Below are 16,966 nucleotides of genomic sequence, written 5' to 3'. Positions count from 1 at the left end.
GCCACAGATTACATTCTTATCTGGATTATAAAAGTCCAAATAACTTTGAAGCTGGCAATGATAGTTTAGGATTTGATTTGAAATTGGTTGCTTAACTGGGGTGTGTGAAATTAGTTGACCAGGTCACATTTGTTTAAGTAATTACTTGAACAAATTGATATTCATACTACTCTTTTTCTAATACTGAATAAGGAAGTCAATAATGAAAGTTTTGTTATTATTAGTAGTGGTGTTTACAACATCTTGTGTTCAAATAGACACTAAAACGGGGAATAATTTTGATGATTCTTTTGTTAAACATATTAAAAAAGGGCAAACAAATAAATCTGATATTAAGTTTTGGTTCGGAGAACCTAATTCTATGACAGTTACTACTACAGGGGATATCTATTCTTACATAGATATGAGAATTAAATCTTCAGCGACATTTTTGGGAAACGCCCAAGCGACAGGTAACACCAGATCTCTAACGGTAATTTTCAGTGAAGATGATACTGTAAAAGACTTTACTTATAGTGTAACCAATACCTCTACCAATTTAACACAAAATTAGATAACAAAAGCCTTCTTTGCGAAAAAGAACGACTCAATCACATCAAAATATTAAGGTATTAGGTAATTCATAATTTAACTGTAGTAAATTTATAGCTTAACCTCTTCCCAATCAGTTCCTCGTAAATCGTTATATCTGTCAGTCATGCGTTTGTCGCTGTGACCGCACAACTTTTGTGTATCAATTCCTTGGGCTCGGTATAGGCGCTCTGACAAAGAGCGTATTTCATGGAAAGTGGCCGGTGTGCTTTGCCAGTTTATTTTTGCCGCTTCACGCGCCCGTTTAAACGATCTTGATACCGTGTCTGGGTGAAGTGGTTCACCGACTGAACACTTTGTTCTTGCTGTGGTATGGTGTAAGACAAAATCAGAAGATTTCTCTATGTTGGCGGCGGATATCACATCGGCAATAGTCATTTCTAATTTTTCTAATCGCAGCCCTAAAGGGATTTTAAGCATCTTTCCTGTTTTAATCTGGATGATATGTAGATAATCATTTTCAATGTAAGAATAGGGTGCATGCTTCACCAGAGCGGCAAACGAACCATAGTCTTCTTGTGCGTTAATAAAATGATTTGGGTTCTTCTTGTATGCCACATATTTATCTTGCCAGTCGCTACCTTTGCGCTTACGAAGCAAACACAGGTCTGTACGTCGTTGTCCCGTTAATAACGCCAACATATAAGCGCATTGGTGCGCTAAGTAAGGTTGTGCTGCATGGATAGTGTTAAATTGTTCTAGTGAAATACGGGATTTAGTAACTTTGCTAACTGGGTTTTTAACGACACTTGCAGGGTTAAAGTTTGAAGGGACTTCACCGGCACCAGCCGCTTCGGTAAATATGTCACAATACAGACTACGAATTGATTGCGCCATTCGGTTTTTACCTTGTGCTGTGTAAGTATCTAAAAACTCTTTAATTAGCTTGGTCGTAACACTGTTGATGCGAAGGTGGCCATGAACGGAGTCAATTTTTACGATAATACTTTTGCGTGTGCGCCAAGTTGAAGGTTTTAACATTCCAGATTCTATCTTGTTCAATTGAATCTTTGTATATTTTGCCAACCATTTCGTCATCAACAACGCTTTGCTCGCCATTGATGGTGAGTCAATGATGTCTATTAGTCGATTATCCATGACTTTAGGGAGAAGGGCGGCATTCAACCTTTTAGCTTGAAATATGGCGCTTTGTACATCACTACCTAAAGAACGAAACTGTTTAACATCACCAAATTCCTTTAAGCCAAAACGAGGATCTCGATACTGGCAGCTAAACCCGGTTTTAGAGCGCTTATCTACCTTTATATAAAGATTTTCAACATTGTGCTGGTTCAACTTGTTGCGCATACTTTTAAAATAAATAACCTAACTACATACCTTGTATGTTATTAGTATTTATGGTAAAAATCATGAACATGTATTACGTACGTAATAGATGTTCTTGCTAAGTAAATCCACTTAATTGCTGGTAAGCTAGGTCTCTTGCTTTAGAGTACACATCGCTTCGCATTTTCGATTTTGCAGAGTGTCCCCCCAACTTTTCAGGTGTTTTTACCTTAACTGCTACCATCACCTTTTCTTCAATTGTAGATACTAACGGTGTAGTTTCATTACCTTCATTCTTAGACGGTGGTTTTGGGGTTTGTTGTTTAAGTTTTGTTGCAACAATATTGGCAGATGATTCATTACGAATACCGAGACTGCGAAGCTCATACAATGTCGGATTCGATCCGTTTAGCCAGTTCTTATTCAGCTCTTTTATGGCAGCTGTAAATCTTTTGCTAAGCGTTCTAGGGTTTATAGGTGCGCCTTTAGTAACCTTACCGTTCTTAACCGTATGATGAATTAAAAATGGTGAATTAGCATCACAACAAGACACCTGAATTTCATTGATTAAAGTTTTTAAACTCTTATCCAAAGTTTTATTGTGCATATCTAAATCTATCGCACATATTTCTAATGTTTTCTGGCAAAAATATACTATGCAGTTTTCCGTATCATCAATGTAAGGATAAGGCGCAACATTTGAGTATTCCTCAAAGTTTTTATCAGCTAATTCATCTACTGTATTGCGGTTTTCAATAAAGTTTTGAATACGAGATCCCCAGTCTTCACCTTTTGACTTACGAGTTAGCGCAAAGTCTTGTGGGCGCATTGATGTTATCAAGCCAAGCTCAACCGAAAATTTGTTTGGTAGATATGATAATTCTGGTGACTGAGTAACTTCTAGCGCTGTCGCCGCTGAAAGTCGACTTCGCTTTACTTTCGTTTTTGGAACTTTAAGATCCTCAGCGGGATTTTTTTCAAAATCGATTAAACCATAGCGAATACCGTAACTTAATAATTCGCTATATCTAGATATAAATTTTTTAGCCGTATTTATTTTTCCCTCCTGTACATATTCATCAATGTGTACTTGCATATTGGCTGCATTGATAAAGTCAACAGGTAAGTTATCCCAGCGAGCTTTAATTCTATTTAAGTAAGACTTTTTGTTTTTATATTCGTTGTAACTTATCACTACATTTGAATTTGTATGGTAGTCCTCTTCAAGTCGAGCCAGTGCATGATCAACTAAGGGGCTTACGGATTGAATTTTGTCGCCATTTACTTTGATAAATTTAGGTTTGGAAAAGCCGAACTTGTTTGCTTTACGGCTGTTAACGACCATTTTATTTTTAATCAATATAGGCTGATTTTTTTGAAAAGCTTCAAACGCCTGTGCTAATTTTTTAGCCGTTGCAATGGCGGTTGCTCGGCATGGGCCTAATTTCAATACCGGGTCGTTATGATTCGCAACACCTTCAACACCAAAAAATGGATTGTTAAAATAGTGGTAATACCCGGTAGCAGATCCTGAGTCCTTATTGGCATATAAGCCCTTAGGAAGATCTCTATTTTCAGGTTTGCGATTACGACCCATATTGAATGCAGCCTACTAGATTCTTGCCATTAACTCGTTGACATCCGCCAACACGTCACAAGCAATATTTTTCTTTTCATTGTTAGGTAGCGCTGTATCTTTTAATCCAATGTACTTGGCATTTTTTACTACATAATAGTAGCCGCCCATTTTTACAGGGCGTGGAAGAATTCGCCCAAGTCGTGCGTACCGCTGTACTCTGCGTGAACAATATGGCTCGTCGTAATTACTTTTCCACCAAGTTTTCAATTTAACTTCTTTCATCAATAATTCTCTTCAAAAGATTTGTTAAATATATTTTGCAATTAAATTGAAAAATCTGATAATGTTTACGTGAGCTCAAATATTGCGGTTTTGGAAAAATAAAATGAATTACCTTAAAAAGCATAAATGTGGGTCTAAAGAAAGATACCCCAATGGTGCGTGTAGACCTTGTGCACTAAAAAAACAAAGAGTAAGAAATCGAGCCGCAAGAACGGAAGAGCATATTGAAAAGGAAAAGCGGGACATAAAAAATAATGAGCTTAAAGAAATCGCCAGTAAAGGCGATAATCCACATTATGAGTCATTAACTGCTTGTAAACGTTGCGGTGATTTTACGCGCTATATATGCAATGGCGGTTGCAGTGCTTGTAATTAACAGACACTGCATTTACCAGTTAGAGAAATCTAGATTCGATAGAATGGGATTCCTGGTGTTATAGGTGAGAACTCATAAAACACTGGTTGTTTTTCTTGCTCTCCCAACTTTCTACCTTTTAATATTGATAGCTTTCTGCAATCAACGGTTCGTTTAGGGTCAAATGATAAGGCAATGGTAACATCGTTTATGATGTCAAAATCAACTGAGCCAAGAACCGTTTGGCTTTTAGTTAAATGATTTACGTATATTACAGTAGTACCTTGAGCTTTTAGTTTTAAAAACAGCGAAATTAAGTCAGCAACATCATCGGCATTAGATATGTTACTACCAAAAGAGTTGGTTTTGAGGCTATCAATAACCACAATGTCGTGCTGGCACATTTTTTCAAATAGTTCATCGTTGCTGCTAATCGTACATATGTTCTTCATCATTCCGCCGCAAAATTCTCTGTTGATGATATTAAGGTTATTATCAAGCAAAGAAATTTCCTGCGCTGTAGCGATACTAGTGATTTGCTCAAACCGTTGATTAATGTCATCAATAGGAAGCTCACCGTCTAGTAGTAAAACTTTATTGGGTGACGGTACAGAGTTATTAAAAAATTCACCTCCGGTCGTTAAGGCAAAAATTAGTTTGTATAAAAAGTATGACTTGCCAACACCTTGTTGTCCGGCTAGCTCTAGAATATCGCCAGTTGTAAAAATATTCCCCCACAGTGGATGCCGATCGATTCCTTTGATGTTTTTAAACTGTCCAAATGAGAGTTCGGTTGGAGAGCCATATCCCTCAATTAATTCAGCTTTAATTTTTGTTGCTGTTGAAGATAGTGATGACGGCTGTTCAAATAAATTTAGTTGTTCCATTAATACATTCCTTGTTTTGATTAATATTCTTAAACAAGTACGCATTGACCGTGCGAAATTTTTAAATGCATCGCCAATAAAAATTACCTAAACACGAAACTACCGTATAACTATCGGCCCAACGGGGCGATAGTTATACGGTAGTAAAAACTGAAAAGTTTTAATAAACACCCAACGCGTAGCTTTGGGAATAAAGCAATTTCGATAGAAATTAATCAAATGGCGTAAGCATAAATCCGCGAAGCAGGTATTTATGTGGGAGCATTTTTGCAAAAAATATTAAAGCGAATCGTAGTCAACAACGAAGTGTTGCGGAGTAAATGGATTTTCGTTTTCTTAGTAACGTAGTCCTAGAAAATACATTTACTCCGCAACCAAAGGGCCGGTGGAGATTCGCGAAATAGCAATTGTTATTGGTGGAACCAATACCGAAGTGAAGGGCGACGAGTCGCCTGTATCAAGGAATGAGCTATTTAAATCCATGTAATGGTTCTCTTTAATCAGTACAGCTGATTGCATTTGCTTGATTACATTCACAGAATCAATCTTCGTATGCCTTAGTCAAGGTAATTTCCACGCCTTCATCCTATTTAATTTAAACACTTAGGAGAATTAACAATGATTAATAAACATGAACGGGGTATCCCTTCAAAATATCTAAAATCTACGTCAACAAAAGCTCGTCATGATGCCAAGCTTTACTCATTGCTCGATTGGATCTACAGGTTTGGTTTTACTTCAACATCAGTTATCGAGCTATTATGGGATGTTGAACGCTCTGTAGTAAACCGTATGGTTAAGCGATATGTTGATGATGGTGTGTTAAATGAGGTAGCAACGTTTGCATGTAGGGATCGTAGGGTATTTTTACTTAAACCAAAAGCTATCAGAATGCTTGAAGAGCTACACGGTGAAGAACTAAGGTATTCAATTAAACCTAGCACAATAAATCCGAAATCAATAACCCATGATTTAATCGTTGGGTGCGTTATCGCTTTTGGTCTTCAGCAGGGGAAAATTGGCTTTTTTATTACTGAGCGTGAACAACAAAAAGACAACCAAGGAAAAAGACGTCGTGTTGATGCAATTTGCTATGATTTGCACGATAACGAAATGGTTGCTGTTGAAGTGGAGTGTTCAGCTAAAACTATACCGCACCGGTTAGATTTATTAAGACGTTATAGGAAGGCTATTAGCGATGATAATTTATATCATAAGGTCTTAATCTATTCTCATAAACGAAGGTACGTTAAAGACGCTGAGAGAGTCAATAGTAAGCTAACCTCAAAAGAGGCTAACCAACTTGATGAAATGTTTTTCAAAGAACACATTAAATACATTTACAATAAAGAACTGATCGCATTGATTTATAACAAATTTTGGTTACATTAAAAAGAGTGAAGCCGCTTTAATCAGCGGCTTCACTCACATTGCTCTCTATTTTTAAACTATGTCATCTTAGAACTGGTGGAACGGTTTTAAAGCATACCGCTTTAAATGTTCTATTGTAGTCAGGGTCTGTACACCTAACATTAAAAATCATGCCATTAAATGGCCCAAGCCTACAGTAGCGAGGAAGTTATCCAGTTAATAATAAATACGCATATACAGGGCGAAATTTTAGCTTTTCTTTCAATTAATACTGAAAATAATATAAATTTATTAACTGGACTGGTTTAAGATAAGCACTAAATAAACAAAACTAGACTTATTAATGGCTGATGAAATAAATACCGGGTGGGTTAAGCCACCAACGCAAATAACCGGCCTTGATCACCTTGGTATTCAAGCACCTTGTATTGATATCTACGGTAAACTGTTGCCTGGTATTACAAACGTTACAGATAGAGCCAGGTATTACAGTTTTTATCCGTGGTTATTTTGGGCGTTTAATAAACGAGGCTGGAATGATAAAGATACTTTTATCGAAAGGTTTAGGCAGGCTGACTGCTTATTTAGCCTGATCGCAATAAGACATCAATCCTTACATTCCAATGACGATGTCAATCATGCAGGCGCAGTCGTTGGTAAAGATACTTTATTGCCAGCGTTGGTTGCGGCTGAAAATAAAAATACAACACTAAGGCTTACTGACTATAGCCATCAGCGAGATGGTGATCCTACTAGATACTTCCGTAGTGAACTTGGTGGATTTTCACAATATTATTACGGGGCGCTTCGAGATCTACACCTATTTCAAGGCGACTCTTACAGTAATGCTTCACTTACTCGCCAAGTAGGTGAGAAGGTAGCTATTGCATTCGACAAAGGAGTGTTGGGCGAACGATTTTTAGATGAGCTAATAGAAAACGACGTTTCAATAAGGACATTAGATGAACTTTCAGCTTTCTGTCCTTGTAACTTATCGGCCTCTGAATGTGAACTAGGCGCATTAACTGATTTATTTTCATACGGCGTAGAACCTTTCGATAAGACCATAAATGCAGAAATTAGCGCTATGGATGCTAAAGCTCGCTCGCGCACAATGGCTTTTCAAGTATTACTCGCTCAGCATTGTCAGGCCCACGAGGTTAACTTTTCTTTACAACAGTTTCGTGCCTTGGCATACACAGGCATTGGATATGATCAACAACCGTTAAAGCTAACTAGCGGGCTCACCGAATGTGCACAAGGCTGGCAAGTCTATGTGCGAAATGAGCTTTTATCATTGTCACTTCAGGGAATATTTCATGCTGTACTCCGAGCAAAAGAACTAACCCAAGCCCATTTCAAATCTACTGGTGAGTTATCAAGTTGGTTTTGGCATGAATATGTAAAAGACGAGCTTTTCAACACTAATTCAACACAATCCTTAAAAGACTATATTTCGGAGTCTTATACTTTGATGCCGTCCTTTTCTGATTGGGTGTCGGAAGATCATGAATCTATGCGTATCGTCAAAATTGAAGCGCTAACTAGAAAGCGACTTGCTAGTAAAATAGAAATCATCACCTTGTTAAAACATTGCTTGTTTTCACTAGCGGCGCTTGTAAGCCGAGAAAGCAATCAAAAGGGTTATGACGGGATGTCTTTCGCTCCTGGATACCTTGAGGAGCGGTATCCATTTAATATTGAGAGTGTTCAACAACTACTTGCGGGCAAGTTAGCCCCAAAAAATGTGATTAATGCTTTGTCTCAATTCACACATCAATGCTGCTTGGAAAATCATACGAGAGTGGCGTTGCGTAAATTGCGCCAACAAGGAAATAACACATTTCGCTTTGAAATAAGCGAGCTGGGCTTAGTTATAAATGGTATTCCACCCGCGTCATTTACATCGCCAAGATTCCACCAAAGTATTCAAATAATGACTGATTTGGGCTTACTTACGAAGCATAAAAACAATGCTATCCCCACATCTCAAGCTGCTGCATTTATCGAGGAAGTGAGTTAATGACGACAATATCATTATTTAATGAGCTTAAGAGCGGTGGATATGATGCCTGCTTACTGACAAGTTACTCGATTGATTTCCCTTTCTACGAAGACGTACTATTGCGCCGAATGCAAACGGTCGGTATTACACATCACATGTTATTTGTCGATAAACGTATGTGTAATAACCAAATGAAGGAGCGCCCTCCGGTTAAGGCCGGTAGTCAATATTCTTTGGTCCCAATGAAATGCTCTAAACCATTCCACCCCAAAATACTCATGTTATTGGGTAAGAAAAAAGGTTTATTAGCTGTTGGTAGTCACAATATTACCATGTCGGGGTTTGGTAAGAACCTAGAACTTACCAATGTATTGCGGTTCTCAGTTGGCAAAAATGAATCTTATCAAGCATTATTTCAAATAGCCTATAACGCATTTAAAACTTGGGTTGAAGATTATGGTTATGAATCACCAAAATCTGTTGTAGAAGCATGGTCAAGTACGAGTAAGTTAGCTCCCTGGCTTACAAAAAAGCAAGTTCAATTGCCTGAACATCATGACTTGCTGCTATCGTCGGTAAACTCTGAACCACTCTGGACCCAATTGGAAAAGCATTTACCTGATGATGTTTCAGGCATCACTGCGCTTGCACCATTTTTTGATAAACAGCTAAAGCTTGTTTCTAAACTTGGCAGTTTATCTGCACAGCCTACAATTATTGCGATACAACCATCTGCGGTGTCGGTAGAAAAAAACATTCTATTAGAGCCAGGGTTAAAAGTTGTAGACGCGAATTATTTTGTTGAAAAGGGAGCAGAAACTGATAGTAAGGCTCGTCCTAATGGAACTAGGTACATACATGCTAAAGCTATGTACTTTGATTCACCGACTAAACCATTATTCGTTTCTGGAAGTGCAAATTTAAGTACTACGGCTTGGCTTGAAAAAGGTAAAGAGGCGAATGTTGAGGCTGCTCTCGTGATAACAGGAGATGCTGCGGAGCATACGGCAACCAATCTTTCATTTAATAAACTAAAACATGCCCCCCTTGTTGAAGCTATTGATAACTTACCCATTAGCGATAACGATGAAATAAATGAACGCACTTCGTTGCAGATTGTTGCCACACAAAGTGACGGCAGTGTATTTATAGCAATTGAGGATGCTTGGGGGGATTCGTTTGAGTTAGCGTTTGTCGACGTATGGGGAGATAGAACCGTAGTTTCGTTTCAAAGGCAAGGAAATACTATAACCATAAAGCCTCAAGAATTATCAAAAGTACCGGTACTGAGTGTATTGGTAAATGATGATGTGGTAGGTCGAATTATTGTACACAATGTTGAGTCCATCAGAAAAAAAAGTGTTACTGGACACGAGCGCCAAATACAGGAAGCATGGGGCAGTTTAGATACGGATTCACCAGATTTAACATTGTTGTTTAAATGTATTGAAAACCTATCAGCCTTTCATAAAACAAAAAACATTATTGCAAGTCGCGCTCAAAATACACAAAACGGTGCAAATGACGGCAAAGAAAAGGATCTTATTACTGATTTAACCAGTGATTATTTTGGTAAGTCTATATCTGGTCGGCGCAGGCTGGCAAGTAATGATATATCTCAGGTTTTAGATATCTTTATCTACTCGTTGTCCATGAGCACATTAGGCGACAAAACAACGGCTTTTGGCGAAGACTCTCTGGGGCGCTCAGAAGAGGAACTAATTGGCAGTGACGATGCGCCATTACAGCCAAAAATGCCGGAATCGGATATTATTGAAGTGGCAACTCTATGTCGCAAAAAAGTAGACAGTTTACTGAAAAGGTTGGCCAAAAAGGTTGATATGTTTGGAATTAAAAAGCAAACATCAGCAGAAAGCTTAGCTGTATCTCTCGCGAGCACTGTTTTAATTCATAGACTTGACGAGGTCTCTAAAAAGCAAAATGTCAACGGCGACAAAAAGAGTGAATGGGTCGGCACCCAACATTTTAAATCATTATCGAAAATATTATTTCAACACGTGTTATCCGATAAAGTTGCATTGAATTTAGCTGATGGCACGGATTCTCCATTTTCATCCGATGAGGCAACTCAGCTGTTGGGGTATGCATGCTGGGTTGCATATAAAGCCGGTATTACTTTTAATGTAGAACCAAGGTTATCCGCCACCAAAGAGATTAAATATGAGAACTATTGGTGCAACGCGGTGATGTTGTTTTTAATGCAACGAATAAATGTTGATGAACACGTTAATGATGTTGCATATCGTTTATTCACCGATGAGGGGAATGAGGCCCTTGCATGGTTAGACCTACTATCAAAAAAAGGAAGGGCAGTAGCTAGTAATAATCCCCATGAACTGCCTTATAAGCTTGCATCCTCGCCTAAAGGAGTTTATCAAGGTTATCGGTTTTTAGTTAATTCAGAGGCCGACTTTACGTATCTGGCCTCAATGAATGAAAAAGAATGGCTTTCTAAATTTGCTATCGGATTTGTTGAATTGAATAAAATGGATATGACAAGCTAAGAAAAAGGAGCCTGACGGCTCCTGAATTATGTTGTCTTACAATAATTGTTGTATGCGAATTGCCAATAGGCTTTTGAGGTTTCGTTAAAAAACGAATCTTGGTTTAGTAAAAATACTTCTTTGAACTCTTTATTTGAAACTTTTTCAGTACAGTATTCTTCAATTTCGTGCGCGAACACGTGCATGACGATATCTAGGTGTTCAAAAATAAGATACTGGCTTTGCAAGCCAGATGGCATCCTTTCTTGAAATCTTTTACTTAAACTCACGCCATTAATGCCAAAAGCGCCCAGGTGTAAATACACACCTAACTTCGTTTCTGGTTGCCACAGCATAGCCACTCGCGCAGTATCATCCCAAGGGGATTTACTGCGGCGGGCATAATTTTTGTAAAACTCAATTGTGTCACTCATTGTTATTCCTTTAGTTATTACCTGTAAATAACTAAGATCACAATGAGGAAATTATTTAAAAAGTGACTGGCGCCAATCGTAAACCTCTCATTTTAGTTCTGATTTTGGAGAGGGTGCTGTTATAACTTATCTTCCGTTTAATGACAGAGCTGGGGTGTACACGTTGCTAGCTAGTTCCAGATATCAAAAATATAAATCTAAGCACGTGGATAGAATAAACTAAGATCGCTTTTAAAAAAGATTAAACTAAAGTTTTTTTTACCAATCATCAAAACTACTGCAACCCGAATCAAACGAATCGAAAGGGTCATCGAAGCAACTAGAGGTATCCATCGAGCTAAAGCTATCATCTATTGATGATGAAAAGCTGTCACTCATATCAGTACCATAAGGATTTCCTGCAACATCCACACTTCCAATACCGGATGTCATTGGCAGTCCGCTTGCTGGGTTTATATCGGTAGTTTCAATATTGCTTGAAGTCGATGAAGAGCCAAATAGAAAGTTAAATAGTCCCATAGTTTTTCCTTTTTTTACAATGTGTTAGCAGGCTAGGTTTTCTTTACTTATTATAGTAATTCTGCTATTTTCTGAAAGCATTTTCGTTTTGTACAAAACTATAAATGCTTATCTATCTAAATATACTGACAGCTTCTTTTGGATGGGCACTAATTAGCTTTATTAAGTTTTATAAATCAAAAGAGAATATAACGTTAAAGAGCTTTGTGCCATCACTAAAGACACTGAATCAGCTGAAAAAGACTTACAGCAATAAGTACAAGAAAAGTCACCCAAAGCTGCATTAACAGACTTATTTTTAGAACTAAAAACTGACGAAACACCTGCGGTAGTTGAACGCGAAGTTCAAAAATCACTGCGCAAAGCGTTACTCAAGTACAAATTACATAAAGACCAAGTGCTATTTGACCGGGCTTATGGGTATATCAAGGAATATTATTAGGCCTCTAGGCTAAAGGAATAAAAATTAAATGCAGTTTGTAAAAAATGGCCCAAATGTACCAGAAAAGCTCCTTCAAGCTCATGAAGAGGGAAAGGTTGTCTTCTTTTGTGGTGCAGGCATTTCATTCCCAGCAGGTTTACCTGGATTTGGCGGCTTAGTATGGAATCTGTATGATAAAATGGGAATTACTCCTGATGCAGTTCAAGCGCAAGCGTTAAAATTAGGCCAGTTTGATACAGCAGTGTCTTTGCTTGAAGGAGTCAAACAAACTAATCAGTGGCGTAGAGACGTTAGATTAGCAATGGCTGAATTGCTCAATCCGGACTATACCAGTTCCAAGTCTACTGCCACCCACAAAGCATTACTGCATTTATCGAAAATAGTAGATAAAGAAACGAAAGAGAGAAAAACACGCCTAATAACGACAAACTTTGATCGAGTCTTCCATAAAGCAGGGGAAGCAGAAAACCTTAACTACCCGACCTATCAAGCTCCCTTATTGCCTGTTCCGAAAAATCGATGGGACGGTCTTGTTTATCTACATGGGCTACTTCCTGAAAAAATTAATGGTACAGATTTAGATAATTTGGTGATCTCTAGTGGTGATTTCGGACTAGCTTATCTTACGGAGAGATGGGCAGCTAGGTTTGTTAGTGAGTTATTCAGAAGTTATACCGTATGTTTTGTCGGATACAGCCTGAATGATCCTGTGCTTCGATATATGATGGACGCTTTAGCCGCTGATCGCTTGTTAGGGGAATCTCCTCCTGAAATGTTTGCATTTGGAGAGTTTAAAAAAGGTGAATTTGATACTGAGTATCAGCAGTGGAAAGCAAAAAATGTAACTCCAATCTTGTACAAGAGTTATCATAAACATTATTACTTGCATGAGACCATCTCTAAATGGGCTGATACCTATAAGGATGGCTTAGGGGGTAAAGAACAAATCGTTGTCACAACAGCATTTTCCAACCCATCTAGCTCAGATTTACATAATGATTACGCTCGGAAATTAGCCTGGGCACTGAGTGATCCAACAGGTGTTCCCGCTAAAACATTTTCCCAGTTAAAACCTAGTCCACCACTTGCTTGGTTAAACATATTAGACTCTATTGAATTAAAGAAAGAAGATCTTTCTCGTTTTCGAATTGATCAGGCAGGCTTTGATAAAGAATTATCATATAGCTTATTTAGTCGACCGGCAAAAAGCGCTGACTCACCTTTTATGGCTCTAGCATCTCATCCGCATGTAGAGACTAAATGGGATAAGATTATGTTTAGCTTGGGTAAATGGTTAATTTGCCATTTAAATAACCCAGACTTGGTATTATTTATTTTGAAACGAGGCGGAAGGTTACATCCTCAACTACAGTGGCTTATTAATCGCGAAATTGAAGACCAACGTAAGAATACATTTAAAGGTAATAATGATTATTTTGAAGAACTGAGAGCTAAGAGCACTGAAGCAGTTGTAAGTAAAGATATGATGATTGTTTGGGAGTTAGTGCTTGCAGGATATTGTGAACACTCAGCGCACGATATAAGTCTTTATTCGTGGTTAGATAAGTATAAATACTCCTCATTAACTCCAGCATTGAAAAATGAATTAAGAAGTATTTTGTCGCCAAAGATTCAGTTTAAAAAGCCTTACAGTATATCCTTAAATAAATCTAATAAAGGTATTAAAAAATTATTAGACTGGGATATTAGTCTTGCCTCATCTTTTGTGCATTCAGCACTTAATACTCTTGATGGAGTCGAGTCATGGAAGAATGACATTTCAGTACTCTTTCCTGAATTTAATGCGATTTTGCTAGAAACGATGGAATTAAAATCCATGCTCAATGAAGCTGATGAGTTTCATGATTATACATATATCCATCAGCCATCAATTAAACGGCACCCTCAAAACAAAGATTATAATGATTGGACGGCTTTAATCGAGCTATTGAGAGATTCGTGGTTGTCACTATTATCATCTGATCAAGAGAGTGCTAAAAATGCAGTTTTTGTTTGGTGGAAAACGCCTTTCCCTTTGTTTAAAAGATTAGCCCTTTTTGCGATTGCAGAAAAAGAATTAGTTTCTGTTGAGCAGGTAAATTCTTGGCTTGAACAAGACGGTAGCCGGTGGTTATGGAGTGTTACTGTTCAACGCGAACTAATGCAACTGCTTCCTGCTCTAGCTAGTAGGTTGAACGACCCTGAGCGAATACGTTTATTAAAAAACATAGTTAATGGACCTAACAGAGAGTGGTTTAGAGAAGATTTAACGGATGAAGATTTTCATCGTATCACTCAAAGAGAAATATGGTTAAGACTTGAAAAATTAAAAATTGCAGGGCTGAAATTCGAAAAGGAAACTGAGAAAATTCATCAATTAATTGCTCAAGAAAATCCCATGTGGCATTTAGATGAAGAGCAAAAAGAAGAGTTTCCATTTTGGATGGGAGATGGAGAAAGGTATAGGAATACAGTTTCGAGCCCAGAAAGTGAACAAGGACTTATCGATTGGCTAAAAGAAAAACCAAATCATGAGCATTGGGATAATGATGAGGATGATTGGCCTCTTAGATGTAAAAATGACTTTGATTTAGCTAAAAATGCGCTAATTACTTTAGAACAAGATGGTGTCTGGATAGCAGAACGATGGCGAGAAGCTTTACAAGTTTGGACTGAAAACAAATTACTTTCTTTTAAGGCTTGGCGTCATCTGTCAGAATTTATTTTGACTTTGAGTAATCATAAATTAGTTGAAATATCTTGGAACCTTTCAAGGTGGCTTAAAAGCAATGGTGGTTGCAGACCTTTAGGCAAAGACTTGTACTTTAGGTATTTTGACAAGCTTATTGCTCTCCCGTATACAATAGAAGAAGAGATTAATGATCCTATTACTGCGGCAATTAATCATCCTGTTGGTATTTTAACAGAGAGCCTTTTTCAGCAATGGTATATAGAAAAGCCAAACGATAATGAAGGCTTATCAACTGAGTTTCAGCACCGATTCGAGCAAATCATCTTAAGTGAAGAGCGAGATTACCAATTAGGTAAAGTGATAATCGCAGCAAATGTATTGTCGTTATTCAGGGTTGCACCTAGTTGGACTAGTGAGTTTGTTCTGCCTTGGTTTAATTGGGATAACCATGAACTCGCGATAATAACATGGCGTAGTTATCTTTGGTCCCCAAGGCTACACAAGGCTTTGTTAGTTAGTATTAAAAATGATTTGCTTGAAACCGTCAATCACTATCAGGAACTCGTTAATAATAAAGAACAATATGCAAGATTTTTAACTTATTTAGCATTACAAAAATATGACGAATATAAAGTAACGGAGTTGGCAACTGCATTTAAATCATTGCCTGAAGAAGCACTAAAACATGTTGCATCTTCATTAAATGATGCGCTATCAAACTCAGGCGATAAATTTAATGAATATTGGGAACATCGAATAAAAGTATTCCTAATAAAGACATGGCCTAAACAAACTGTTTTTGCTGAGCAAACTGTAAACCAGTTGGCCTTATTGTGCTTAAATACTAAAAGCTACTTTGTAGATGCATTCGAAATTTTAAAACATAGTTTGAGGCAGATCGAGGATACGGAATACCTCGTTAGGAAAACATTAGATAGTAAGCTAATAAGTTCATATCCTGATGAAGTATTGGAGTTTTTAAATCAATTAATAGTCGATGAACCAAGGTTTAGGCCACCGAGTAAATTAAATGAATGCTTATCGCAAATTGTCATAGTAGCGCCAGAATTAGAAGGTAATGAAATATTCGTTCGTCTAAATACAATCGTAAGGCAGTTTGAGTAAATTGTTTAATTAATGGTAATAGATTGTTTGAGAAAAAATCAGTATTATTTGGTCTGTTATTCCCCAAGGATTCCCCAACGGGTATTCAATGGAAATTGATAACATCTTGAAAAACTTTAAAATTTAAACTGATGTGTTTTGGTCTGGTTTTTGTGCAATATGGTGACTAAGTGTCTGATAATAAAGAATTAAATGTAATAAAAAGTGTGCTTTTCGTCTGCATGGGCAACATCTGTCGCTCTCCGTCTGCCGAAGCGGTATTTAGGCATAAAGCCAACCTATTAGGACTTGATGTAGACATTGATTCTGCCGGTACTATAGGTTACCACCAGGGGCATAAACCGGATGAACGTTCTCAAAGTGCCGGGGTTGCTCGTGGTTATAACTTTAATGGCATTAAGGCCCGTAAAGTTGTCGTTGAAGATTTTGAACGGTTTTCGTTGATCCTGGCAATGGATCAGGAAAACTTGTTTAACTTATTAGATATTGCCCCAGAAGAGCATTTACATAAAGTGCAGTTGTTTCTTGATTATGGGGTGAATTTCACTGAGCGGGAAGTGCCCGACCCTTATTATGGTGGTAGTGGGGGCTTTGAGTTGGTGTTGGATTTAATTGAAGATGCCAGTGATGGTTTATTGAAGAAATTATCTTCTTAAAACTGCTTGTCAAGCTTAATTATGAAATCATCCTTTAAAGGCTTCCTCGATAATTGCATCTCCTGCATTATTCTACCTACGTACGTCCTGTACTAGTGCCTGGCGGGTAGTGCATATTCCGGCGAACGTGAACACCGATTCCGGTTTATCGTGAACACCTGAATTTTTAACGCGTAACCTTCTTTAATTTTTAGCGCAAGTGTTCACGATGCGTCAACTTTTAATTGTTTTTCTCAT

The 16,966-nt window shown here is 37.7% G+C and carries 13 protein-coding genes; 7 read left to right on the top strand and 6 right to left on the bottom strand.

Annotated elements, in window-relative coordinates:
- Positions 1 to 202 precede the first annotated feature (202 nt).
- Positions 203 to 553, top strand: a complete 351-nt coding sequence (locus ND16A_RS14360) for a hypothetical protein (RefSeq protein ID WP_033076563.1) — start codon at positions 203 to 205, stop codon at positions 551 to 553.
- An 89-nt stretch (positions 554 to 642) separates the two neighbouring features.
- Here the strand turns inward: ND16A_RS14360 and ND16A_RS19875 are convergent, their stop codons facing one another.
- From ND16A_RS19875 to ND16A_RS14370, 3 genes are all read right to left on the bottom strand, one after another.
- Positions 643 to 1,899, bottom strand: coding sequence for a tyrosine-type recombinase/integrase (locus ND16A_RS19875; RefSeq protein WP_038027983.1), 1,257 nt, complete (start codon positions 1,897 to 1,899; stop codon positions 643 to 645).
- A gap of 97 nt (positions 1,900 to 1,996) precedes the next feature.
- On the bottom strand, positions 1,997 to 3,475 hold the full coding sequence (locus ND16A_RS14365) for a hypothetical protein (protein ID WP_033076562.1): 1,479 nt from the start codon (positions 3,473 to 3,475) through the stop codon (positions 1,997 to 1,999).
- A gap of 15 nt (positions 3,476 to 3,490) precedes the next feature.
- Complete coding sequence (locus ND16A_RS14370) at positions 3,491 to 3,739, bottom strand: excisionase (RefSeq protein WP_033076561.1); 249 nt, start codon at positions 3,737 to 3,739, stop codon at positions 3,491 to 3,493.
- A 103-nt stretch (positions 3,740 to 3,842) separates the two neighbouring features.
- On the opposite strand from ND16A_RS14370, the gene ND16A_RS14375 reads away from it, so the two are divergent.
- Positions 3,843 to 4,115 (top strand): hypothetical protein, encoded by a 273-nt coding sequence (locus ND16A_RS14375; protein WP_033076560.1) that lies wholly within the window; start codon positions 3,843 to 3,845, stop codon positions 4,113 to 4,115.
- A 29-nt stretch (positions 4,116 to 4,144) separates the two neighbouring features.
- Here the strand turns inward: ND16A_RS14375 and ND16A_RS14380 are convergent, their stop codons facing one another.
- Entirely contained in the window at positions 4,145 to 4,981 is an 837-nt protein-coding gene (locus tag ND16A_RS14380) for an AAA family ATPase (protein ID WP_033076559.1), read from the bottom strand.
- Positions 4,982 to 5,599: 618 nt separating this feature from the next.
- On the opposite strand from ND16A_RS14380, the gene ND16A_RS14385 reads away from it, so the two are divergent.
- The 3 genes from ND16A_RS14385 (at position 5,600) to ND16A_RS14395 (ending at position 10,882) form a co-directional block, all read left to right on the top strand.
- On the top strand, positions 5,600 to 6,373 hold the full coding sequence (locus tag ND16A_RS14385; protein ID WP_033076558.1) for a MarR family transcriptional regulator: 774 nt from the start codon (positions 5,600 to 5,602) through the stop codon (positions 6,371 to 6,373).
- A gap of 322 nt (positions 6,374 to 6,695) precedes the next feature.
- Positions 6,696 to 8,375: a hypothetical protein gene (locus ND16A_RS14390; RefSeq protein WP_033076557.1), complete on the top strand. Its 1,680-nt coding sequence runs from the start codon at positions 6,696 to 6,698 to the stop codon at positions 8,373 to 8,375.
- The gene (locus ND16A_RS14395; protein WP_033076556.1) at positions 8,375 to 10,882 is read left to right on the top strand and encodes a hypothetical protein; all 2,508 of its coding nucleotides are present in this window, start codon (positions 8,375 to 8,377) and stop codon (positions 10,880 to 10,882) included. The genes ND16A_RS14390 and ND16A_RS14395 overlap by 1 nt, the downstream gene beginning before the upstream one ends.
- Positions 10,883 to 10,908: 26 nt before the next feature.
- Here the strand turns inward: ND16A_RS14395 and ND16A_RS14400 are convergent, their stop codons facing one another.
- Positions 10,909 to 11,295: a hypothetical protein gene (locus tag ND16A_RS14400; protein WP_033076555.1), complete on the bottom strand. Its 387-nt coding sequence runs from the start codon at positions 11,293 to 11,295 to the stop codon at positions 10,909 to 10,911.
- A gap of 258 nt (positions 11,296 to 11,553) precedes the next feature.
- A complete protein-coding gene (locus ND16A_RS14405; RefSeq protein WP_033076554.1) occupies positions 11,554 to 11,814 on the bottom strand; it encodes a hypothetical protein in 261 nt (86 codons plus the stop codon).
- A gap of 470 nt (positions 11,815 to 12,284) precedes the next feature.
- Between ND16A_RS14405 and dsr1 the strand changes: the two genes are divergently transcribed.
- Together dsr1 and ND16A_RS14415 are read left to right on the top strand one after the other, a co-directional pair.
- Positions 12,285 to 16,073 carry an anti-phage defense-associated sirtuin Dsr1 gene (dsr1, locus tag ND16A_RS14410; protein WP_033076553.1) on the top strand — a complete coding sequence of 1,263 codons (3,789 nt, stop codon included), beginning with the start codon at positions 12,285 to 12,287 and terminating at the stop codon, positions 16,071 to 16,073.
- Between the two features lie 170 nt (positions 16,074 to 16,243).
- A complete protein-coding gene (locus ND16A_RS14415) occupies positions 16,244 to 16,729 on the top strand; it encodes a low molecular weight protein-tyrosine-phosphatase (protein ID WP_268746305.1) in 486 nt (161 codons plus the stop codon).
- The last annotated feature ends 237 nt before the right edge of the window (positions 16,730 to 16,966 follow it).

The sequence above is a fragment of the Thalassotalea sp. ND16A genome, from assembly GCF_000764205.1.
GTDB lineage: Bacteria > Pseudomonadota > Gammaproteobacteria > Enterobacterales > Alteromonadaceae > Thalassotalea_A.
This window is presented reverse-complemented; position numbering and strand designations above follow the sequence as displayed.